The organism is Agrobacterium sp. CMT1, from assembly GCF_037203725.1.
GTDB lineage: Bacteria > Pseudomonadota > Alphaproteobacteria > Rhizobiales > Rhizobiaceae > Agrobacterium > Agrobacterium pusense.
Map to the genome: position 1 here is coordinate 78,380 of NZ_JBBCAR010000014.1, position 20,338 is coordinate 98,717.

Annotated in this window: 25 protein-coding genes; 7 read left to right on the forward strand and 18 right to left on the reverse strand. The window is 60.3% G+C overall.

The features are described 5' to 3' along the window. Positions 1–7: 7 nt before the first annotated feature. Positions 8–265, reverse strand: a complete 258-nt coding sequence (locus WA845_RS16650) for a hypothetical protein (protein ID WP_112552857.1) — start codon at positions 263–265, stop codon at positions 8–10. After that, positions 234–425, reverse strand: a complete 192-nt coding sequence (locus WA845_RS16655) for a hypothetical protein (protein ID WP_022563909.1) — start codon at positions 423–425, stop codon at positions 234–236. The genes WA845_RS16650 and WA845_RS16655 overlap by 32 nt, the downstream gene beginning before the upstream one ends. A 150-nt stretch (positions 426–575) precedes the next feature. Here WA845_RS16655 and WA845_RS16660 point away from each other — a divergent pair, with 150 nt between their 5' ends. Next, entirely contained in the window at positions 576–806 is a 231-nt protein-coding gene (locus WA845_RS16660; RefSeq protein WP_337322459.1) for a hypothetical protein, read from the forward strand. Between the two features lie 40 nt (positions 807–846). On the opposite strand, the gene WA845_RS16665 is transcribed toward WA845_RS16660, so the two are convergent. Then, positions 847–1,044, reverse strand: a complete 198-nt coding sequence (locus WA845_RS16665) for a hypothetical protein (RefSeq protein WP_022563908.1) — start codon at positions 1,042–1,044, stop codon at positions 847–849. Positions 1,045–1,239: 195 nt separating this feature from the next. On the opposite strand from WA845_RS16665, the gene WA845_RS16670 reads away from it, so the two are divergent. Next, entirely contained in the window at positions 1,240–2,181 is a 942-nt protein-coding gene (locus WA845_RS16670) for a c-type cytochrome (RefSeq protein WP_112552854.1), read from the forward strand. Between the two features lie 4 nt (positions 2,182–2,185). Here WA845_RS16670 and WA845_RS16675 read toward each other — a convergent pair whose 3' ends face one another. From WA845_RS16675 to WA845_RS16710, 8 genes are read right to left on the reverse strand one after another with little or no spacing between them, the layout of a single operon-like run. Then, the gene (locus tag WA845_RS16675) at positions 2,186–2,596 is read right to left on the reverse strand and encodes a cytochrome C (protein ID WP_112552852.1); all 411 of its coding nucleotides are present in this window, start codon (positions 2,594–2,596) and stop codon (positions 2,186–2,188) included. After that, positions 2,577–3,464: a cytochrome c oxidase assembly protein gene (locus tag WA845_RS16680; RefSeq protein ID WP_112552850.1), complete on the reverse strand. Its 888-nt coding sequence runs from the start codon at positions 3,462–3,464 to the stop codon at positions 2,577–2,579. Before WA845_RS16680 ends, WA845_RS16675 begins: the two co-directional genes overlap by 20 nt. Then, positions 3,452–3,763, reverse strand: coding sequence for a hypothetical protein (locus WA845_RS16685; protein ID WP_112552848.1), 312 nt, complete (start codon positions 3,761–3,763; stop codon positions 3,452–3,454). The genes WA845_RS16680 and WA845_RS16685 overlap by 13 nt, the downstream gene beginning before the upstream one ends. Then, a complete protein-coding gene (locus WA845_RS16690) occupies positions 3,760–4,362 on the reverse strand; it encodes a cytochrome c oxidase subunit 3 (RefSeq protein ID WP_044458879.1) in 603 nt (200 codons plus the stop codon). Before WA845_RS16690 ends, WA845_RS16685 begins: the two co-directional genes overlap by 4 nt. Beyond that, a complete protein-coding gene (ctaD, locus tag WA845_RS16695) occupies positions 4,359–6,269 on the reverse strand; it encodes a cytochrome c oxidase subunit I (protein ID WP_112552846.1) in 1,911 nt (636 codons plus the stop codon). Before ctaD ends, WA845_RS16690 begins: the two co-directional genes overlap by 4 nt. Then, on the reverse strand, positions 6,269–7,258 hold the full coding sequence (coxB, locus tag WA845_RS16700) for a cytochrome c oxidase subunit II (RefSeq protein WP_174150431.1): 990 nt from the start codon (positions 7,256–7,258) through the stop codon (positions 6,269–6,271). The genes ctaD and coxB overlap by 1 nt, the downstream gene beginning before the upstream one ends. Next, entirely contained in the window at positions 7,255–7,857 is a 603-nt protein-coding gene (locus tag WA845_RS16705; protein WP_174150432.1) for a c-type cytochrome, read from the reverse strand. The genes coxB and WA845_RS16705 overlap by 4 nt, the downstream gene beginning before the upstream one ends. 18 nt (positions 7,858–7,875) lie before the next feature. Continuing rightward, entirely contained in the window at positions 7,876–10,278 is a 2,403-nt protein-coding gene (locus WA845_RS16710; RefSeq protein WP_112552939.1) for an FdhF/YdeP family oxidoreductase, read from the reverse strand. 206 nt (positions 10,279–10,484) lie between these two features. Between WA845_RS16710 and WA845_RS16715 the strand changes: the two genes are divergently transcribed. Both WA845_RS16715 and WA845_RS16720 read left to right on the forward strand, forming a co-directional pair. After that, the gene (locus WA845_RS16715) at positions 10,485–11,654 is read left to right on the forward strand and encodes a zinc-dependent alcohol dehydrogenase (protein WP_112552937.1); all 1,170 of its coding nucleotides are present in this window, start codon (positions 10,485–10,487) and stop codon (positions 11,652–11,654) included. 9 nt (positions 11,655–11,663) lie between these two features. After that, the gene (locus tag WA845_RS16720; RefSeq protein WP_337322460.1) at positions 11,664–12,458 is read left to right on the forward strand and encodes an SDR family NAD(P)-dependent oxidoreductase; all 795 of its coding nucleotides are present in this window, start codon (positions 11,664–11,666) and stop codon (positions 12,456–12,458) included. A 54-nt stretch (positions 12,459–12,512) separates the two neighbouring features. On the opposite strand, the gene WA845_RS16725 is transcribed toward WA845_RS16720, so the two are convergent. Continuing rightward, positions 12,513–12,758 (reverse strand): hypothetical protein, encoded by a 246-nt coding sequence (locus tag WA845_RS16725; RefSeq protein WP_112552842.1) that lies wholly within the window; start codon positions 12,756–12,758, stop codon positions 12,513–12,515. Between the two features lie 187 nt (positions 12,759–12,945). Here WA845_RS16725 and WA845_RS16730 point away from each other — a divergent pair, with 187 nt between their 5' ends. After that, positions 12,946–13,170 (forward strand): hypothetical protein, encoded by a 225-nt coding sequence (locus WA845_RS16730; protein WP_112552840.1) that lies wholly within the window; start codon positions 12,946–12,948, stop codon positions 13,168–13,170. Positions 13,171–13,210: 40 nt separating this feature from the next. Here WA845_RS16730 and WA845_RS16735 read toward each other — a convergent pair whose 3' ends face one another. The 6 genes from WA845_RS16735 to WA845_RS16760 all read right to left on the reverse strand — a co-directional run bounded on the left by WA845_RS16735 (position 13,211) and on the right by WA845_RS16760 (position 18,498). Continuing rightward, a complete protein-coding gene (locus WA845_RS16735) occupies positions 13,211–13,870 on the reverse strand; it encodes a DUF6766 family protein (protein ID WP_162719082.1) in 660 nt (219 codons plus the stop codon). 138 nt (positions 13,871–14,008) lie between these two features. Beyond that, positions 14,009–16,162, reverse strand: coding sequence for a catalase C (gene catE / locus WA845_RS16740; RefSeq protein WP_112552838.1), 2,154 nt, complete (start codon positions 16,160–16,162; stop codon positions 14,009–14,011). 72 nt (positions 16,163–16,234) lie between these two features. Then, on the reverse strand, positions 16,235–16,837 hold the full coding sequence (locus tag WA845_RS16745) for a general stress protein (protein WP_112552836.1): 603 nt from the start codon (positions 16,835–16,837) through the stop codon (positions 16,235–16,237). A gap of 39 nt (positions 16,838–16,876) precedes the next feature. After that, positions 16,877–17,194 carry a PepSY domain-containing protein gene (locus tag WA845_RS16750; RefSeq protein WP_112552834.1) on the reverse strand — a complete coding sequence of 106 codons (318 nt, stop codon included), beginning with the start codon at positions 17,192–17,194 and terminating at the stop codon, positions 16,877–16,879. A 197-nt stretch (positions 17,195–17,391) separates the two neighbouring features. After that, positions 17,392–18,009, reverse strand: coding sequence for a flavodoxin family protein (locus tag WA845_RS16755; protein WP_112552934.1), 618 nt, complete (start codon positions 18,007–18,009; stop codon positions 17,392–17,394). Between the two features lie 81 nt (positions 18,010–18,090). Next, positions 18,091–18,498: a low affinity iron permease family protein gene (locus WA845_RS16760; RefSeq protein WP_034497847.1), complete on the reverse strand. Its 408-nt coding sequence runs from the start codon at positions 18,496–18,498 to the stop codon at positions 18,091–18,093. Positions 18,499–18,742: 244 nt separating this feature from the next. On the opposite strand from WA845_RS16760, the gene WA845_RS16765 reads away from it, so the two are divergent. Both WA845_RS16765 and WA845_RS16770 read left to right on the forward strand, forming a co-directional pair. Next, complete coding sequence (locus WA845_RS16765) at positions 18,743–18,946, forward strand: CsbD family protein (RefSeq protein ID WP_004444538.1); 204 nt, start codon at positions 18,743–18,745, stop codon at positions 18,944–18,946. A 234-nt stretch (positions 18,947–19,180) separates the two neighbouring features. Further along, entirely contained in the window at positions 19,181–20,332 is a 1,152-nt protein-coding gene (locus WA845_RS16770) for an extracellular solute-binding protein (RefSeq protein WP_034497849.1), read from the forward strand. The last annotated feature ends 6 nt before the right edge of the window (positions 20,333–20,338 follow it).

Sequence of the window (20,338 nt, forward strand, 5' to 3'; positions counted from 1 at the left end):
CTCTCCCTCAGCGTGAAATGAACTTGTTGAAGCGGCTCTCGCCGCCCGACGTTCTGTCCTGATAAAGGAATGCCAGCTTCCTGTCCTCGAAGATTTCAAAAAACTCGTCCCATGATATGGCCTTCAGCGCATCCTCCGGCTCACCGAAATCGATCCTGAGAATCCCTCCATCGCCCGAGATGTCCACTTTGGCAGGGTGGCCATCGCGCTGCTCCGCCCATTTCCGTATCGTGTCATGATCGGTGGTTGTTGCCGATTCCGTCATCGTTGTTCTCCTTGTCTTCGTCGCGTCCATACCGGGAGCGCCTTTCGCGTTCGGCGTTTTCTGTCGCCTTTTCACGGTCTTTGCGGCTTTCATCGCTTTCAGTCGAGCGTGCGTCATCGGTGCCGGGTTCGGGCCTGACATCGTCCTGTGATCGGGTCATCGCGGAGGCCCCTTTTTTTAAAACATCCAGCAGCGCAGACCCTGCGGTCCGCTCTCTCCTCCTAACCCCGGGAGCAAAAAGCGGTTCCGTACTAATGGTTCGAGGGAACAGCATCGGCGTAAAAAGGTTAGGGACAGACAGGAGGATGCCATGACGAAGAAAGACAAGCTCGAGCAGATTCACAAGGACAGCGTGCCCCAGTTTGCCCCCGGCAAAAAGACCTCGACCAACAACGGCGTTGCGAGCGCGAAGCCGAGGGTCATTACAGGCTCGGACGACGCAACCGCCAACAAGCTGCCGCCAGGTACAAAAAAGCCGGAAAAAGACTGGGACATCAATTACGACGAGCGGGAAAGCAACGAGGGCGACTTTCGCGGCTAGAGACGCGGCGCCCTTGCCGCGCCGAGTGTTCGCGAAGCGGCTAGCGAGCCAGGTCCTCGACAACCAGTTCGATGGATTGCGGCTCGGCGCCCTCCTTCGTCTGCACGCTCAGAACACTTCCGGTGTTCAGCACCCCTTCGAGGAGCGTTCGACCGTCGATGGTGATTTTGACCACCTTGGGGGTTGCGGCCTCTATGTTCAGGCTGTTGCAGGTCTCGTGATCAGTTTCCGGGTCCACGTGCCGACCTCCATTGGGATTGAACATGCCGGCCTAACCACGGTCGGCTCCGGTTGTTCCCGAACGGCGGCCATGACTGGCGACATGATTGCGCGGGAACCACAAACGGCATGCGAAGTTCGATAGCGGCGGATCAGCCGTGCGGCCGGAACCCGGCGCAATCATAAAAGTATGCTCTGACGATGGACCTTTCCGATGATGGTTCGCGAGACTCCCGGTTTTCATCTGTCACTTCAGGCAGGCCGGCTGTTGATATGGTGTCTCGCAGCGGCGGCCTGCCTGGGAGCCTGGCTTCTGACCACGCCGAAGCCGGTCTTCGGACCGAACGACATCGGATCATCGCCCGGCGATCCGCAGCTGGGAAGACTTGTATTTCTGGCATCAAGCTGCGGGTCCTGCCATGCCACGCCGGGACACCCGGACTCGCTCGTGCTCGGAGGCGGATTGGCGCTTTCCTCCTCCTTCGGCGTTTTCCGTCCGCCGAATATATCCCCCGACATTGCAGACGGGATCGGCTCCTGGTCCGTTGAAGATTTCGCAAATGCGCTGGTCGCCGGCATATCGCCTGACGGCCGCCATTATTATCCGGCCTTTCCCTATACGAGCTATACGGGAATGAAGATCGAGGACATAAAAAACCTTTACGTCTATCTGCGGACCCTGCCGCCTGTTTCCGGCAAAGCGCCGCCGCATGATCTGTGGCCACCCTTCAGGTTGCGCCGTGCCGTTGGCGTCTGGAAGCTTTTGTTCTTTGACGAGGTCGGCAAGCCGCAGGCCATCACCGGCGATCCCGTTCTTGATCGCGGCTCCTATCTGACGGAGACGCTTGCCCACTGTGCCGAATGCCATTCCAGCCGTAATATCTTCGCCGCCATCCGCCCGGAAACCCGTTTCGCTGGTGGTCCCGACGCGGAAGGCACGGGTTTTGTGCCAAACATCACGCCGGCACGTCTCAGCGGGTGGACGCAGACCGACATCTCTACCATGCTCGCAACAGGCCAGACGCCACAGGACGGACATGTCGGGTCCGCAATGGTGGACGTGGTCGCCAATCTTTCGCAGTTGCCACAGGAAGATCGCGACGCGATTGCCCGCTACATCAAGGCCCTGCCGGCAAGGCAAACCCCGCATCCGTGACCCGTCAGTGAGCATAAAGATAGGCCGCGACATGGCGCGCTTCGGCCTCGGTGATACCGGTTTCGGGCATGGCGCTCTGCCGCGAGAAATGCGTCGGCGAGACGATCCAGCGAATGAGGTTGTCCGGTGTGTTGTTGAGGCCGTCACCGATATAGACCCGCTGGCGAAGTGAACGTAGTTCGCCCCCCACCTTCCCGTCCGCACCGGCAACGCCGGGGATCGCGTGGCAGCCCGTGCAGCCGTAGCGCCGGAAAATCCCGGGCGCCAGGCGGCGCGCATCACCGCCAGTCATTGCCGTGGCAACGGCGCCGCGCTGTGACACGTTCTTGACGATTGCGACCGCAATGCCCGTGGCAAGCGCCGCCGAAAGCACCGCAACAAGTATAAGGCCGGTTCTAGAGAAGGGACGCGCCATATCGGTCCTCCCTGCCCGACCGGGAAATCCACATCGCCAGCATCGCGAGCGCCGCCCCGGCATAGATGACACCGCCGGGCACCCACATCAGGAGACCGGCAAGCTGCTGGTCCTCGAAGGGCGTCAGGCCCCATGCCTGCGCGTCTCGGGTCTGGGCCACGTAAATCACCTGTGGCGCCAGCGCGATCAGGGCGCCGAGAATGCTGGTATGCATCATCGTGACAAACAGGTGCCAGGCCGCAAGCCCCCGGTCCGCGCGCCAGAAAACTGCCCACCAGAACAGGATCGCGGTCAGAAAGAAAAAGAGATGCTGTATCCGGTGCAGTGGCACGTTGCTCACCGTCGCATCGAAGAGCGCAGGCGCATGCCAGCCCCAGATGGCAAGCCCGTGCAGAGATGTTGCCACAGCCCCGCCGGCAAGAACATTCCAGCTGGCCCGCACGCGCCTGTCTGTCATCACCGCAGCCAGACGACGACGAACCATGCGCGGCATGCTCCAGAGAAGGATACCGACGGGGCGCGCCAGAACGATCAGCGGCGCGGCAACCGCCATTACCATCTCGTGCTCTATCATGTGGAACGTAAACAGGTGCTCGCCCATGGAATGGATCGGAGAGACAAGTGCAGCAACCAGAACAAGCCAGCCGCCGGAAAAGGCGAAGGCGGACCTCGCCATCCACCGGCGGGTGCCCGACCGTCTCCGCAGCCGAAAAAAACCGGTACTGAAAAGGCCGGCTGCGACAAGGAGCGGTCCGATAATCCAGCCGTCGAAAGTCCATATCATCGCCGTCGGATGCGCCTCCCCCTCATGGGCCGAAAGCGGCCCGGCGCTGACCAGCAACAGAAAGATCAGTGTCAGCGCGCGCATGGGTTCAGCAGCAATGTCGCTGCCCCCTGAAGAAGGAGCGCGAAGGCAAAAACCAGCGCGACGAGGACGCCCAACGACATCAGGAACATCGCCATCCGCGATGCCGTGGAACTCCGGCCCCTTTCCGAAATAACGCCGCAGGTAACCGCTGTCCCGGCAGAGAGGAAGGCAGCGACAGCTGTAAAGCCCGTCCGGCTGCCGCAATCGACCGCCGGCAAGATCTGGCCGGGTTGCGTGTTGAACGCCCAGATCAGGGGAGCGCCGAACAGTCCGGCAATATCGAGGGTTTTCAGGGTCATAGCCGTGGTATCCAGTAAAGGCAGGCGTAAAGCGGAAGCCAGGTCACGACGACAAAATTCCAGTAGAGCGCGTTGTCCTCTACATCGCCGTAACGGCGGGCGCTGTCGCCATGCCGGGTAAACATCAGGCAGGTCAGGACGATGGTATCGATGAGGTCGGTGAGAATATGGGTCGTATGCAGTCCGAGGATCGTCCACACGATCGATCCGTAGGCATTGTCATCCCACTTCACCTGGAGGGCTGGGAACTCAAAGGCGCGCACCGCCAGCAGGACAAACCCGATTGCGGACATGACGACTAAACCGAAACGGACGTGAACAAGCCGCCTCTGCCTGGCCCAGCGACTGACGAGGACATTCGGAACGACGCTGACGACAAGCAGCGCTGTCAGCACCGTGCCTGCTGAAAGATCCGGCGGCGGGGCGTCGATCGGCCATCGTGGTGCCAGGCTCATCAGGTAGAAATAAACGGCGACCGCCAGCGCGAAGCCCGTTCCTTCGATCAGCATGAAGGCGCAGGTTCCCCACCATGTGGGGCTGGCGGTGCCGTTGCCGGACATCGGCAGCTTGGAGACATCGAGCGCGACACGTTCCTTCATGCTTCCTCCTCCGCCATACCTTTCGGCCAGAACCAGCCGATCAGCGCTACAGCAATCGGGATCGATCCCCAGACGACCGCCCAGGGCGAGAACATGGACCAGATGAGCATGATGGACGTTGCGATGGCCGCCCAGAACGGCCACACGGAGTCTGTCGGGGAAGCCTCGCGGGCTTCGGGCAGCGCCTCGACGACGCTGGTGACCAGAATTTCACGGCGATCCACCCGCATCCCCGCGACAACAGGCAGTTCTCCGGTGTTCTCCCACAGTGGATCGCGGCTACCCACCACGGGTATGGAGCGGAAATTGAAGGTCGGCGGCGGAGAGGCGGTTGCCCATTCCAGCGTGGCGGCGCCCCATGGATTGTCCCCCGCGGGACAGCCTTTGGCGAAGCTTCGGACGACATCGATGAAAAAGACGAGAAAACCTGTCGCCAGCACGACGGCGCTGAGGCTCACGAAGAGGTTGAGGCCCGCCCATGGCATCTCCGGCTGGTAGGTATAGATGCGTCGCGGCATTCCCTGCAAACCGAGAATATGCATTGGAAAAAACGTCAGGTGGAAGCCGACGAAGATCAGCCAGAAGCTGATGCGGCCGAGCGTTTCGCTCATCATCCGGCCCGTCATTTTCGGAAACCAGTAATAGACGGCTCCGATCAGGGGAAAAACGGCGCCCCCTATCAGGACATAGTGAAAATGCGCGACCACGAAATAGGTGTCGTGAACCTGTGTGTCGAAGGGCACGGACGCCACCATGACGCCCGTCAGACCGCCGATGACAAAGGTGACGATGAAGCCGATGATGAAAAGAAGCGGGGTCTTGAAAATCGGCCGCCCGGCCCACAATGTTGCCAGCCAGCAGAATATCTGCACGCCGGCCGGCACGGAAATCGCCATGCTGGAGGCAGTGAAGAAACTTTCTCCGAGTTTCGGCAGGCCAGCCACAAACATGTGATGCACCCAGAGACCGAAAGACAGGACACCGGTTGCGACAAGCGCCATGACCATGGGCATGTAACCGAATATCGGCCGGCCGACAAAGGCGGGCAGGATGGTGGAGACCATGCCCACAGCCGGCAGGAAGATGATGTAGACCTCCGGATGTCCGAAAAACCAGAAGACATGCTGCCACAGGAGCACGTCCCCTCCTTCGGCCGGATTGTAGAAATGGGTGCCGACGAGACGATCCATGATCATCGTGGAACTGGCGAACATGATCGCGGGCATGGCGATGATGACGAGAAAGGCCATGACCACCATTGCCCAGACGAGAAGCGGAATCCGGTCGAGCGACATGCCGGGGGCGCGCTGCTTGAAGACCGTCACCACGATTTCCACCGCAATGGAGAGCGCGGAAAGCTCCGTAAAGGTTATCATCTGAGCCCATATGTCGGCGCGTTTGCCCGCGCCATATTCCGGACCCGCGAGCGGCACATAGGCGAACCAGCCGACATCAGGCGCGCTGTCCAGCACGAACGAGACCCAGAGAAGCAGCCCGCCCACAAGGAATACCCAGTAGGAATAGGCGTTCAGCCGGGGAAAGGCGATGTTGCGCGTCCCGACCATCAATGGCACGAAATAAACCGCCATCGCCTCCATGACCGGCACGGCGAAGAGGAACATCATGTTCGCGCCATGCATGGTGAATATCTGATTGTACCGGTCCGGGTCGATAAAACGCGCTTCGGGCGTTGCCAGCTGCAGGCGCATGACGAGAGCAAGCAGGCCGCCGAGTATCAGGAACACGAAGGCCGTGACGATATATCGCCGGGCTACCACCTTGTGGTCGACAGTACCAATCGCGCCCCAGAAACCGCGGCTCGACCCCCATGTTTTTTCGAGCGCGCTCTCCATGCCGGGAACCGGCAGATCGGTATCCATGAGGATGGAGGCCTGTTTTCCCGCCATCAGTCGAGCCCCTCCATATAGGCGGAAACCTGCCGCAACTCTTCCCCGGAGAGCGGCACCAGCGGCATGTTGTTGCCCGGTTTCAACGTCTGTGGATCGGCGATCCATGCGGCAAGCGAGCCGCGTGTGGTCTCCAGCAGGCCTGCGCCGATCGTCCGGCGGCTGCCGACATGGGTAAGATCAGGCCCCGTGGTGCCGGCGGCGGGCGTTCCCCTGACGGTGTGGCAGGCGGCGCATTGCTTGCGCAGGAACACGGCCTTCCCGGCCAGAGCATCTGCGTCTTGCGGCATGGCGGCCTCCGCCTTCTGCTTATTGGCCCACCGGCGATAGGTCGCCTCGTCATCGGCCATGACCATGAAAGCCATGTGGCTGTGCTGAAGGCCGCAGAACTCCGCGCATTGGCCCCGGTAAACACCCGGCCTGTCAGCGCGAAACCCAAGCGTATTCTCCCGTCCCGGAACGAGGTCCATCTTGCCGGCAAGGCTGGGCACCCAGAAGGAATGAATTACATCCGGGCTTTCGAGCAAGACCCGGACATTCCGCCCGACCGGGATGTGCATTTCGTTGGCGGTCTGAAAACCGCCATCCGGTGTCGCATCTTCGTATATGAACTGCCACCACCATTGCTGGGCGCGAACACGTATCGTCAAGTCTGCCTCGCCGGTGAAGCTGATGGCCCGCGTTGCAAGAAAGCTCGTAAGCGTCAGGCCGGCGACAATGAAAACCGTCATCATCACCGCGCCCGTGACGAAAAGCTGCAATCGCTTGCCACTTGCCGTCTCGTCCTGCGCCACCCGCCGGCTTCTGACGAGAGACAGGATCAGGATCGCGATCACTGCCAGCCACACGACGAGGCTCACCACCACGATGAAGAGGATCAGATTCTTCAACATCGACGCTGACGGCCCTGCAGCGTTCAGCACCGACTGAACGTCGCCGCACCCCGAAAGCAGGGTAAGGACAGCAAGGAGAGCGGCGACGATCTTCAAGGCACCGGCTCCTCCGGTCTTTTCCACGCCGACCCTTCGTTGAAGAGGATGGCAGCAGGCGCCCGGTTCTCAGCCGGACGGGTCTGACGGTCGTCATTACGGGCCGGGGCCGCCACCGATGGCGAATAGGCCCCGATGGTTCTCACATATCCTGCAAGCTGCCAGATCTCTTCAGTCGTCATTCTGGCGCGGAAAGGCGGCATGCCGTGCGGCCGGCCATCCCTGATCGACGCCGCGACAGAGACCATGGATGGTCCATAAATCCATTGACCGTCGAGAAACGATGGACCTTTGCCGCCTTCGCCTTCACCGTGGCAAGCCGGGCATCCGAACCATGAATAGAGGCGTTTTCCCTGGGAAAGATCATAAGCACCGTTTTCGAACGGCCTGCCGAGAGCAAAATAAACTTCCGGCGGCGCGCCGGCCACGGGAACGGGCATGAAGCGCAATCGCTCAAGCGCTGCCGTTACGGGAGGGTCGCTGCGGAATGTTCGCGGTTCACGCCAGTAACCCATGATCGCCGCTGCCCCGATCAAAGAACCGCAAAGAGCGGACCATAGAAGTGTCGCTGAACGATTGGCCTTTTCCGTCCTCCGCATCCCGCACCTCGAGTATCCTCAGTTGGAAGGAACCGTGGTTGACGGCGTCAATCGGACGGGCAGCAGCTTGTATGATGGCGTCTTTGCTTTCGGACTATGATGGCTCAGCGGAAACAACGGGTTGGTTTCCGGAAAATAGCCAGCACAACAGCCATGGGGAATATCATAGGCAACGATCCTGAACCCGCGGACCGCCCTTGGCGTCTGCGGCTCGATTGCCGTAACGATATCGACGATATCGCCGTCGGCAAACCCAAGCAGGGCGATGTCATCGACATTCATGAACAGAACCTGCCGCGTTCCTTCCACGCCGCGAAAACGGTCACTATAGCCGTAGACGGTCGTGTTGAACTGGTCGTTGGATCGCAACGTCGACAGGTGCAGGACGTCCGGACCCGACGCCTCAGGCGGAAATTCGGGGAACAGGCGGTCGGGCGTGAGGAAATTCGCCTTGCCGCTTGAGGTTACCCATTTTCGCTCCCTTGCGGGCAATGGGCGCGGGATGCCCCCGGGTTTGAAAAGCCGTTCATTGAAGTTCCTGAAGGTTTCCGGATAGGTTTGCTCTATGGCGTCGCGAATGCGCGAATAATCGTGAACCCATTGCTGCCAAGGTACGTTGCCGCGCGTCAACGTCGCCACGGCCATGCCGGCAATGATCGCCGGTTCCGAGAGCAACTCCCGGCTGGCCGGCTTTGCCCTGCCACGCGAACCATGGAAATGCGCAACGGAACTTTCCATGGAGACGGCCTGGGGCCCTGTCGCCTGTTCATCGATTTCGATGCGTCCGAGACAGGGAAGCAGAAAGGCGATCTCGCCGTGAATGACGTGGCTGCGATTGAGTTTCGTTGCGATCTGGACCGTCAGCCGCAGCTTGCGCCACGCGGCTTCCATCGCCTCGGTTTCCGGCGCTGCCCGCAAAAAATTGCCGCCGAGGCTGATGAAAGCCTTTGTTTCCCCACCGAGAATGGATTTGCAGCTGTCAACCGTCGAGTGGCCTTCCCACGCGGGCGGCTGGAACTGGTATAGGTCGGCGAGCTTGTCCAGCGGCACGAGGCCGGGTTTTTCCGTAATGCCGACTGTACGCTGGCCCTGCACATTCGAATGGCCCCTGACGGCACAGATATTTGCACCCGGCTTGCCGATATTGCCGCGCAGCAGCGCGAGGTTGGCAACCATGTGAACGTTCTCCACGCCCATCACATGCTGGGTGAGGCCCATGCCATAGACCATCATCACCGCGTCGGAATCCGCATATATGGCGGCGGCTTCCATCATCTCCTCGCGGGTCAGGCCTGAAACGCGCTCCAGCTCCTCCCATTCATGGCGGCGGGCTGCAGCGGCGAAATCGTCAAAACCCGCCGTGTGCTCGGCAAGAAAATCATGATCGAGCACATGCTTCTTGTCAGCAGCGGCAATGGCGGCGGCAAATGCGACCGCCGCCGCATTGGCCGGATCGCGCGGCTGCCCATCCGAGCCGGAAACCTTGCTCGCGGCACTCGCATGCAGCACGTCGTCTGCCTCGACAAGCGCCTTGCAGATACCGAAAAGGGCAGCGATATCGCCGCCATTCTTCACTTGGTAATACTTCGTCGAGATCGGCGTCGCGGGGGTCGCCAGCATCTGGCCGGGCGACTGCGGGTTAACGAAGCGCTCCAGCCCCGGCTCCCGCAGCATGTTGAATGTCAGTATCTTCACGCCGCGGTCGACCGCATCCTGCAGATCGTGCAGCAGTCGCGGCGAGGATGTTCCGACATTCTGCGCCATATAGAAAATGCAGTCGCAATTCTGGAAATCCGAAAGGATCGCCGTTCCCACGGAAGCGCCGATGCTTTCGGGCAGGCCGACGGACGAGCTTTCATGGCACATGTTGGACGAGTCCGGCAGATTGTTACTGCCATAGATGCGGGCAAAGAGCTGGTACATGTAAGATGCTTCCAGCGAGGCGCGGCCTGAGGTGTAAAACTCCGCCTGCTGCGGCGCGATAGCGCGCAGCTCCCGGCCGATCTCCTCGAATGCGGCCTGCCAGCTGACCGGCAGATATCTATCCGTGGCCGCGTCCCAACGCATCGGCTGGGTCAGCCTGCCCTGCTCTTCCAGATCGTGGTCACGCCAGCCCTCCAGTTCGGCAAGGGTGTGTCTGGCGAAAAACGCACTGTCGGCGCGTCGGTTCGTTATTTCCCACGCGGTGGCTTTCGCGCCATTTTCGCAAAATTCCAGGGGATGGGTCTTGGCCGGTTTCGCCCAGGCGCAGCTGACGCACATGTATCCCTGCGGCTTGTTCTGGTGTTTCAGCAATGTCGGACCGGACAGGGGAACATGTTCCCTTAACAGCACCTCTCCCACCGACTTGGCCGATCCCCAGCCGCCGGCCGGACCGGGCTTAAACCCAATATCGGGAGCTGCCTTGCGTCGTGATGTCATGATCGATGAACTCCCGAATTGCTGAGTAACCGAACCTCTGAAAGCGCGGCGGGTTTCCATTCTCTAAAAAAAATTCCGCCCTGCCTTGCCGCCGGAGAGCTAGAAGGTCCCGGTGCCGCGTGGAACTTTCGCGCGGACACCCGGTTAGGCACCCGCTCGACAAAGGGCGGCTTCTGACAACCCAGCAGACAATGAAGGTGAGCGACATGAAGGCACTGACCTGGCACGGCAAACACGACATTCGCTGCGAAAGCGTTCCCGATCCGAAAATCGAGCATGGGCGCGATGCGATCATCAGGGTCACGGCCTGCGCGATCTGCGGCTCAGACCTCCACCTCTATAATGGCATCATGCCGGACATGCACAGCGGCGACATCATGGGCCACGAAACCATGGGCGAGGTGGTTGAGGTCGGTAAGGACAATACCGCGCTCAAGGTCGGAGACCGCGTGGTCGTCCCCTTCACCATCGCCTGCGGCGAGTGCTTCTTCTGCAAGCGTGGCTATTATTCCGGCTGCGAACGCAGCAATCCCGATCCGCACAAGGTGCGGAAGATGTGGGGCAATTCGCCCGCCGGCCTGTTCGGTTACACCCATCTTCTCGGTGGCTTCAGCGGCGGCCAGGCGGAATATATGCGGGTGCCTTACGCCGATGTCGGGCCGATAAAGGTTCCGGACGGTCTGACCGACGAGCAGGTCCTCTTCCTGTCCGACATCTTTCCGACCGGCTATATGGCCGCGGACTTCTGCAACATCCAGCCGGGCGATACGATTGCCATCTGGGGCTGCGGTCCGGTGGGTCAGATGGCGATCCGTTCCGCCTTTCTCCTCGGTGCGGAACGGGTCATCGCCATCGACGCCGTGCAGGAGAGGCTCGATCTCGCGGCGAAAGCCGGCGCGATGACGCTCAATTACCTCGACGAGGACATTTACGACCGCATCATGGAACTGACCCATGGTCGCGGCGCGGATGCCTGTATCGATGCGGTAGGAACGGAGCCCGATCCCGCGGCAGGATGGGATTCGAGGATCGACCGCATCAAGGTCGCCACCTTCATGGGGACCGACCGGCCGCATGTACTTCGTCAGGCAATCTATTGCTGCCGCAATTTCGGTACGGTCTCGCTGGTCGGCGTCTATGGCGGTCTTCTTGACAAAATTCCCATGGGTTCCGCCATCAATCGCGGCCTGACGTTCAAGATGGCGCAGACGCCCGTCCAGGCCTACCTCCCCAACCTCATGGGCCGCATCGAAAGAGGCGAAATCGACCCGTCCTTCGTCATTACCCATCGCGCCACCCTCGATGAGGGACCCGATCTCTACAACACCTTCAGCCACCGCGACGATGGCTGCATCAAAGTCGTCCTCAAGCCATAGGAGGTGATCATGAGCAGGGAAGAATCCACCAAGGGCCTTGCAGTCGTCACCGGCGCTTCGTCCGGCATCGGTTATGAGCTCGCCCGGTGCGCCGCGCGGGATGGTTACGACCTCATCATCGTGGCCGATGAAAATGACATCGATGCCGCGGCCACCCGGCTGCGCGCGGCCGGCACGCAGGTAGAGGCGGTGCGGGCCGATCTTTCGACACAGGCGGGCGTGGAGGAGCTTCTCACGCGCATCACCGCCTCGTCGCGGCCAGTCGATCTTCTGTTCGCCAACGCAGGACAGGGCCTGGGCGATGGCTTTCTCGATCAGAGAATGGAGGACATCCAGCGGGTCATCGCCACCAATATCAGCGGCACGATTGCGCTGGTTCATGCCCTTGCAGGCGGAATGCGCCAGCGTGGCAATGGACGTATCCTGTTTACGGGTTCCATCGCCGGTTTCATGCCGGGCACGTTTCAGGCGGTCTATAACGCCACCAAAGCGTTCATCAATTCCTTTTCCTTCGCGCTGCGCGAAGAGCTTGATGGCACGGGTGTCACGGCAACCTGCCTGATGCCGGGGGCGACGGACACGGAGTTCTTCGAGCGTGCGGACATGCTCGACACCCCCGTTGGCAGACAGAAGAAGGACGATCCCGGTTTCGTGGCCAAGGCCGGCTATGAGGCGATGATGAATGGTGAGGGCGATGTCGTGTCCGGCTGGAAAAACAAGCTGATGTCGGCGATGGCCAATGTAACGCCGGCGGAAACGCTCGCCAGACAACACCGCAAGATGGCAGAGCCGGATGGGAAATAGCCTCGCAGCACTTCCGGCGCCACGAAGCCAGATCCGGCCCGACCGAACGTCACCTCAATCATCCGTGCCGCGCTCGTGGTGCGGGCTTTCCTGATTTTCACCGCGCAGCATCTGGCGATCATCCTTATCCGCTAATTCCGCATTGCCACCGCGAAGTTTCTCCGCCCCTCGGCGGGCATCCCGTTCGTCCTTCGACCGCTTCAGCTCCGCCTCGGCGTCAAAATCATCATCGGCATTAGCGGTGTTCTCGCGTTTTTCGATGATGCGGAGCTGTTGTTCATGCGTTTTTGGACCGGCCATCGTTGCGCCTCCTGTCATCTGTTCGTGCGTCCGCGCCGTCGTTCAAGACAAAGCCCCCTTCCCGTGCGATCACGAACCACGGAGGGCGACAGAAGTTCCGGAACGAAAAGGCATGGGGGAAGTTCGGGAGCGACGGTGGCGGCTTCGACTGCCGCAGCAGCCCGTCCAACGCCAAGAGGAGGCGATAATGGCACATGCAGACAGGAAACACTTCGGAAAAGGCACGCAGGGGAAAGGTACCGGCGCAGGCGCAATGACCGAGCTGGACAAGGGAAGCATTGAGGAAAACCAGATCCTTTCCAACCGCGACAAGAAGCAGCATTCGAAAGAGCGGGGCCAGGACGGTGCTGCCATCAAGAACGATCAGGAACAGGACCACGCCGCCAACAGGCGTCCCTGGGATAAACGCTGACGGGTGCGGTCAGACTTTGGGATCCACCCCCCTCTGCCTTTCACCCGCCGGTCTCGCTATGGGGTGCTGCCACAGGTTTGGATTCGGGCGACCGCCTGAATCGCAGGAAGATGGACAGGACGATCAGGACTGCGGTGGAGAGGAACTCCGACTGCCAGTTCTGGAAGGACTCGAACCAGAACTCAACGCTTCCCAGATGCGCCATCAATGTCGTCGCCGGTTCGCCGTGCAGGCGTGCCTCCACTGCCGCGGCATCGGCGCTGTATCTCAGATGCAGCAGGAAGCTCGCTACAAAAAGAACAAACAGCGCCACGCCGAGCGAATAGGAATAGACGACGCGAATGATGCCGCCGGCCCTGACCGCCCATGGTGCATCAGGGTCGTTTTTCTTGCGTGAAGGGTCCTCGTCTTGCGCTTTCGGCTCATCGGGATCCTTGGATTCTGCGGACCCGCGCTGGAACAGGAATGCCGTCAACACCACATAGGCCGACATCTGCAGAAATTCGCTTTCCCAGTTTTCGAACAGCGCCGAGAGGAAATGCCCGCTCGTGGCGTAGGACAAAAGCGTGAGCGGTTTATCATGATGTTGCACGAGTTCATCATTGTGAACGACCCAGCCTGTGGCGAACATGCCGCCGATCGTCAGCAGTGATGCAAGGACAAGGACGATGGTCAATCCGTTGTCGCGGACAAGCTTCATAATCAGACCTCGCTTTGGACAAGACCTCCGGGTGAGAAGTGCCGCCAAATGTGGCGGCACTTTCGTCTGCCGGTGCTGCGGCGCACTGGCCGCGGGCGCGGCGCTCCCTCAAACGATGAGGGCACGCCGCCGGTTGCGTTATCCGTTAGCGACAGGGACTGATGCCTTCCCAAGCTTGACCGACGGTTCGCGCGCCCAAACGCGCAACTTGCCGAGTTCGGAAACAAAGGCTGCCAGCCCGTCTTCTCCCGGCAGAGGCAAGACGCCTTCATCCATGGCATCGGCAATTCCGGCCTTTTCCAACAATGGCAGGGCCGACTGGTCATAACCGATGAACTTGCAGTGCTGGAACGCATCCGCGACAAAATCCCGGGCCGTCGCTTCCTTGACGAGATCGTCGATGGCCTCTGCCGATGTCAACAAGGCCACCGCATCAAAGAGAACCGAAGGACCGCCATCGATCATGTAATGCGCTTTAATGAGAGTGCCGTCCGAAGCCACGGCGCCCCCGACTTTAGGCGCGATCAACTCGACGACGGCCTTCTCGGCCGTAACAGCCTCGGTCAGCCCCTGCAGCAATTTTGCGTCGACGCCATCCGTAATGAGAATGCCGAGCTTGCGCCCTTCGAAACGTTGCGGCCCTCGATTGACGATGCTGAGGGCGGGTGAAGGCTCCAGGTCCTGTCGGGTCGGCACTGCCGCCTCCGCCGGTTTAGGCATCGTCTGGAAACCAAGCTTCTGGGCAACTGTCGACGCAAGCGTTTCATCGATATGGAGGAGATGCGACACCATCCGTTCACGTATGGCGACCGTCTCCACCCTGCTCAGCTCGAAAGTGAGGGCGGAGGCGATATGGCGCTGTTCGGGAGGAGTCTGGCTGAGATAGAATTGCCTGGCCTGACTGTAGTGATCTGCGAAGCTCTCCGGCCGCAATCTCGCCTTGGCGCCCTGCTCTTCGCCTGCAAAATGTGTAAAGCCGCGCGCTGGCGATTCTCGCGGGCCTTCGCCAAAGGAGTTTGGCTGATAATTGGCGCGCCCCGTTGGATTGCGCATCGCCATGTGGCCATCCTGCTGGAAATGTGCGAAGGGACACTTGGGCGCATTGATGGGCAGGTGCGTGAAGTTCGGCCCGCCGAGACGCTTCAATTGTGTATCGAGATAGGAGAAATTTCTTCCCTGCAGCAGCGGGTCGTTACTGAAATCGATCCCCGGCGGCACGTTCTGCGTCATGAACGCCACCTGTTCGGTTTCGGCAAAGAAGTTGTCTGGCATGCGGTCGAGAACCAGCCTGCCGACCGGCTGCGGCGGCAATATCTCCTCGGGAATGATTTTGGTGGGATCGAGGACATCGAAATCGAAGCTGTCGGCGAAATCCTGGTCGAAAAGCTGGACCTGCAACTCCCATTCCGGAAAATTGCCGGACTGGATGGCCGCCCAGAGATCGCGACGGTGGAAATCGGGATCGGCACCATTGATCTTCACCGCCTCGTTCCACGCCACGGACTGGAGACCCAGCTTCGGCTTCCAGTGAAACTTCACGAAAGTCGACTGGTTTTTCGCGTTGATGAAACGGAAGGTGTGCACGCCGAACCCTTCCATGAACCGGAACGACCGCGGAATGGTGCGGTCGGACATGATCCACATGACCATGTTCATGCTTTCGGGCGTGAGGCTGATGAAATCCCAGAACGTATCATGAGCCGTTTGCGCCTGCGGAAAGTCGCGGTCTGGCTCCTGTTTTGCGGCATGGATGAGGTCGGGAAATTTGATGGCGTCCTGGATGAAGAATACCGGGATATTGTTGCCGACGAGATCCCAGTTGCCTTCCTGCGTATAAAGCTTGACGGCGAAGCCGCGCACGTCGCGCGCAAGATCGAATGAGCCCTTATTGCCGGCCACGGTCGAAAAACGCACGAAAGCCGGGGTTTTTTCGCCCGCACGCTGGAAAAGATCCGCTTTCGTGTAGGCGGCTAGGGAATCGTAGGTCTCGAAATAGCCATGGGCCCCATAACCGCGGGCATGAACGACACGTTCTGGAATTCGCTCATGATCGAAATGAAAGAGCTTTTCCCTGAAATGGAAATCGTCCATGACAAGCGGGCCACGAGGACCGACGCGAAGCGTATTCTGGTCATCGGCGACTGGCCCGCCCTGCGCGGTCGTCAAGACGGGTGCGTCGCCTTCGGCGGTCTGGTGCAACTCGCCGCCCTCGCCGCGGGAAAGTTTCTGGTCGTGGATCGTAACAACGTCGCTTTTTCCCGCCGATGCGGTGGTTTCCGGTTTTTTGGCCATGGTAACTCCTGAAAGCTTTTCGCAAGGGCGTGGCAGGACGCCACGCCCGGTGGGCGGTGAGGAATGCTCCTGTCAAAGCGCCGAGCGGCGATATCGGTTCCGCTCCTGCTCAACATCTTCAGCGGCGTAGGGCCTCGACGTTTCGTCAAAACGCGTCCAGCCCTCCTGACCATAGGCCGAACGCCGTTCGAAGGGATCGACCCAGTTCGAGCGTCGGAGGATAGCCTCCGCCTCAGGCACAAAATCGTCTTCAACCCGCGCAGTGACGAGAGTTCCGCCTCTGCGCACGCCCTCCGCATAGACATTGGCGTCCTCTTCCGAAACGCCTGAGCGGGTCATGGCTCCGATCAATCCGCCAGTGGCTCCTCCGGCAACAGCACCGCCTGCCGCACCGACGGCGGTGGCGGCCAGCCAGCCAGCGGCGACGACGGGTCCGACACCGGGTATAGCCATCATGCCGAGGCCCGTCAGCAGGCCGCCGGCGCCGCCGACAATGGCCCCGATGCCGGCACCGGTGCCGGCACCTTCAGCGGCTTTGCTGTCCTCGCCGTGGCGTCTGTCGGCGTTACTGGCCACAATGCTGATGTCGCTTGAGCGGATGCCCGCGCGCTCGAGTTCGCTGACGGCGTTACTTGCATCATCATAATCATCAAAAAGTGCAGTTACGGTTCTCATCATGTTTCTCCCAAAAGTCCGTGCGCTTAAGTCCTGCCCTCACCTGGCGACGACGTTGCCCTGGTAATCGAGTGCTATGGCCACGGTTTTTCCGTCTTTCATTCCCGATGCCATCCACACGCCCTTGTCATTCTTGGTGAGGCCTGTGATCCCGGTGTAACCGGACTCCTCCATCCGCTTCTTCGCCTGCGCCTCCGTGAAGCTGTTGGCGCCTTCCACCGGAGCCGTCGGATTTTTCGTGTCCGGCGTCACAACCGCCGGCGTATCACCACCGGGATTGGCTGTCGTAGCCTGCTGGGCAAAGGCCGATACAGCCCCGGCTCCAACAAACAACGCCATGAAAAAAGTCTTCTTCATTTGGGTCTTCCTCCCTTTTCACCATCAGCCATACTTCCCGTCGGAAACGGTGCCTTTCCGGCCCGGGAAAGGCGCCTTCCGAACAAAGCGGGAGGCGGAGAGTTCCAAAAAATAATGAGGGGGGGGTGCCGCTTGAACCGTCGCCTCCGCGCGGCGACCGAGGCGGTGCCTGTTCACCAGCCGGAACAAGACCCGCACTACTGATCGCTGCCGGGATACGGGGAATTCCTGAGAAGAGCCGCCAGGTGCGCGGTATTGCGCACCAGCATGCTGACCATGGTTTTGACGGCATCGGGCGTCTTCTCCAGATCGACGAAATTCGTCGACCCCATCGCTTCCCCGACCCAATAGGCAACCGCATTGGCAGGGATGGTGAAACCGACGTCATTCAGCGCCTGAAAGAGCTCCGCCGAGACATGATGGGCGCCGTCTTCATTTCCGACAACCGCGACAGCCGCAACCCGGCCATAAGAAACCATCCGACCCTCATCATCGGTTTCCTCCAGGAATGCATCCATGCGCTCCAGCGCTCTCTTGCAAACGCTCGAAGGTTGGCCAAGCCAGATCGGTGTTCCCATGAGCAGGATATCGGCCTTCAGTATTTTTTCCCGAATGGCCGGCCAGGCATCGCCGTCGCCCTCGTCTGAACTGACGCCCGGCTTGATATCGTGATCGGCGAGCCTGATCGTCTCGGCCTTGATATCCTGGCGGGCGAATTCCCGTAATATGAGGTCCAGCAGCTTCTCGGTGGAGGATGGTTCGGACGTGGCCGACGGTTTGAGCGTCGCGTTCAGAGCAAGAACGGTGAGTGGCATGGTAACTCCTTCTGCCATACGGTCTTTCCAGGATTTGGAAAGTGTTGTGAACAATTATCGGCCATCGATCAGGGCCGGTGACTAACGCCGGGAAAGCAGACGATCCATGGCGTGATGGGGCGGCGGCTTGTTGCTTTCCCGCCCGTTTTCTTTTTCGAGACGGGTCCGGATCTCCTCGATCTCGTCCTCCGTCAGATGCTCGATGCCGATGAAGTCGGCGCGCGCCTGCTCTACGGCCCGCAGCAACTCGTCCAGTTTCGCCTCCATCGCGGCGGAATCCCTGTTCTGGGAATTCTGTACGAGAAAAATCATCAGGAAGGTGACGATCGTCGTGCCGGTGTTGATGACGAGTTGCCAGACCTCCGAAAAGTCAAACAGGGGTCCGCTGATGCCCCAGATGAGGACGGTGGCGAGCGCCACGACAAAGGCGCTGGGCGAACCTGAGAAAGATGCGATACGGCTCGCAAAGCGAGTGAAGAACTTGTTCATGACACGCTGAACCCTGCGGCTCGACACGAAAGCAAAGCCCGGTAAGGACCGTGGCTTTCCAGTGAAGCTAACAATCGAGGGCAGCGATTGTTCCGTCATGTAGAAACGCACACGGAAAGGAATTCTGTGCCGCGCTTTATCTTCGCCCAATGTTTCAAGCCCGGGTGCGATGTTCACATTTTGCCGGAACCCGATCTGCCTTCGCACATTTACAGGTGCAGACCAAAAACAGTGGGAGGATCCAATGGATTGGAATCGTGTTGAAGGCAACTGGAAGCAGATGAAGGGCAAGGTCAAGGAGCAGTGGGGCAAACTCACCGACGACGACCTTGACGTCATCAACGGCAAGCGCGAACAGCTGGAAGGCAAGATTCAGGAGCGCTACGGTTACGAGAAGGACCGCACCCGAAAAGACATTGACGACTGGTATGGTCGCCAGACCTGGTAACGGAAACCCCGCTTCGGCGGGGTTTTTCTTTATGCTCCGTCGCGAATAGGCGCGATACGAGCGCGCGGCTCCGAGGCGTCGCGGGCGGACTGTCACGAAAGCGTTATGGAAAGACATTAGAACCGCCGCCGGCTGGTCCAAAAATGCACGGCTGTGCAACGACTGGCCTTCGCCTACCAGCCCCTCGGGCAGCGCTCGACAGTTCCACTCGCGCCGACAATATCGGAGACATAGATGAAACGCCGCACCTTTATGATGTCCGCCGCAGGCGCCGCCGCCGGTCTCGCCCTTGCACCGCGCATGAGCTTCGCCGCTGCGGGCACGATCGACTGGTACACCAGTTCGGATACAAACATCCTCGATTTCTGGTCCAACACGATCAAGCCCGCCTTTGAAGCCGCCAATCCTGGCCTGAAGCTCAATCTGGTCGACGCCGGCGACGGCGCCGGCATTATCGCCATCGGCGAGCGCGCCGTTGCCGCGAAGCAGACCGGTACCGATCCGCAGGCCGATTATTTCGAAACGGCCGATCCACTGCTGCCTGCCGGCGCCATCGAAGCCGGTATCTATGTGAACATGGCGAAGGCCGGCCTTTCCAACTATTCGCGTGTCAACCCGCTCGCTATCCAGAGCGAGTACAGCCTGCCCTATCGCGGCAGCCAGGTCCTGCTCGCCTATGACACGAGCAAGCTGAAGCCGGCGGATGCGCCGAAGACATGGGATCAGCTCGTCAGCTGGATCAAGGCCAATCCGGGTCAATTCGTTTACAACCGCCCCGACAAAGGCGGTTCGGGCGGCAATTTCGTTCGTCGCGCCATCCATCAGGCGAACGGCCTTGACCCCAAGGCATTCACTGTCGACAATTACACGCCGGAAGCAGGCGACAAGGCGCTCGGCAAGGCATGGGAACTGCTTAAGGACATCGCACCGTCGCTTTACGACAAGGGCGCCTACTCGTCCGGCAACACCCAGTCGTTGCAGCTTCTTTCCCAGGGCGTCGTCACCATGACCCCGGTCTGGTCCGACCAGGTGCTTCAGGCCATCGACCAGGGCGTTCTGCCGAAGGAAACCGGTCTGGTGCAGCTTCAGGATCTCGCGCTGTGCGGCAATTTTTCGCGTGCCGTCGTACTGGCGAACGGCGCCAATCGCGATGCCGCCCTGAAGCTCGCGAATTTCGTGCTGTCGGAAGAAATCCAGGGGGCAATCCTCACCGAACTTGGCGGCTTTCCTGGCGTTTCCTGGGACTTTGTGCCGGCAGAACTGCGCAAGCGTTTCGCCGACATCATCCCCCAGACTATTCCAACCTTCCCGGCCGGCAAATGGGAAACCGCCATCAATGATGGCTGGTATCGCAACGTCGCTCCCAACGTTGACCGCAAGTCGTGACCGAAG

Coding starts and splice junctions, on each gene's coding strand:
- catE (WP_112552838.1), bottom strand. CDS start 16,162: ATGGCCAAAAAACCGGAAACCACCGCATCGGCGGGAAAAAGCGACGTT.
- WA845_RS16725 (WP_112552842.1), bottom strand. CDS start 12,758: ATGGCCGGTCCAAAAACGCATGAACAACAGCTCCGCATCATCGAAAAA.
- WA845_RS16680 (WP_112552850.1), bottom strand. CDS start 3,464: ATGCGCGCGCTGACACTGATCTTTCTGTTGCTGGTCAGCGCCGGGCCG.
- WA845_RS16690 (WP_044458879.1), bottom strand. CDS start 4,362: ATGAAGGAACGTGTCGCGCTCGATGTCTCCAAGCTGCCGATGTCCGGC.
- WA845_RS16685 (WP_112552848.1), bottom strand. CDS start 3,763: ATGACCCTGAAAACCCTCGATATTGCCGGACTGTTCGGCGCTCCCCTG.
- WA845_RS16755 (WP_112552934.1), bottom strand. CDS start 18,009: ATGCCACTCACCGTTCTTGCTCTGAACGCGACGCTCAAACCGTCGGCC.
- WA845_RS16715 (WP_112552937.1), top strand. CDS start 10,485: ATGAAGGCACTGACCTGGCACGGCAAACACGACATTCGCTGCGAAAGC.
- WA845_RS16750 (WP_112552834.1), bottom strand. CDS start 17,194: ATGAAGAAGACTTTTTTCATGGCGTTGTTTGTTGGAGCCGGGGCTGTA.
- WA845_RS16655 (WP_022563909.1), bottom strand. CDS start 425: ATGACCCGATCACAGGACGATGTCAGGCCCGAACCCGGCACCGATGAC.
- WA845_RS16660 (WP_337322459.1), top strand. CDS start 576: ATGACGAAGAAAGACAAGCTCGAGCAGATTCACAAGGACAGCGTGCCC.
- WA845_RS16765 (WP_004444538.1), top strand. CDS start 18,743: ATGGATTGGAATCGTGTTGAAGGCAACTGGAAGCAGATGAAGGGCAAG.
- WA845_RS16670 (WP_112552854.1), top strand. CDS start 1,240: ATGATGGTTCGCGAGACTCCCGGTTTTCATCTGTCACTTCAGGCAGGC.
- WA845_RS16745 (WP_112552836.1), bottom strand. CDS start 16,837: ATGAGAACCGTAACTGCACTTTTTGATGATTATGATGATGCAAGTAAC.
- WA845_RS16675 (WP_112552852.1), bottom strand. CDS start 2,596: ATGGCGCGTCCCTTCTCTAGAACCGGCCTTATACTTGTTGCGGTGCTT.
- WA845_RS16735 (WP_162719082.1), bottom strand. CDS start 13,870: ATGAAGCTTGTCCGCGACAACGGATTGACCATCGTCCTTGTCCTTGCA.
- ctaD (WP_112552846.1), bottom strand. CDS start 6,269: ATGGCGGGAAAACAGGCCTCCATCCTCATGGATACCGATCTGCCGGTT.
- WA845_RS16760 (WP_034497847.1), bottom strand. CDS start 18,498: ATGAACAAGTTCTTCACTCGCTTTGCGAGCCGTATCGCATCTTTCTCA.
- WA845_RS16730 (WP_112552840.1), top strand. CDS start 12,946: ATGGCACATGCAGACAGGAAACACTTCGGAAAAGGCACGCAGGGGAAA.
- WA845_RS16705 (WP_174150432.1), bottom strand. CDS start 7,857: ATGCGGAGGACGGAAAAGGCCAATCGTTCAGCGACACTTCTATGGTCC.
- WA845_RS16650 (WP_112552857.1), bottom strand. CDS start 265: ATGACGGAATCGGCAACAACCACCGATCATGACACGATACGGAAATGG.
- WA845_RS16770 (WP_034497849.1), top strand. CDS start 19,181: ATGAAACGCCGCACCTTTATGATGTCCGCCGCAGGCGCCGCCGCCGGT.
- WA845_RS16710 (WP_112552939.1), bottom strand. CDS start 10,278: ATGACATCACGACGCAAGGCAGCTCCCGATATTGGGTTTAAGCCCGGT.
- WA845_RS16720 (WP_337322460.1), top strand. CDS start 11,664: ATGAGCAGGGAAGAATCCACCAAGGGCCTTGCAGTCGTCACCGGCGCT.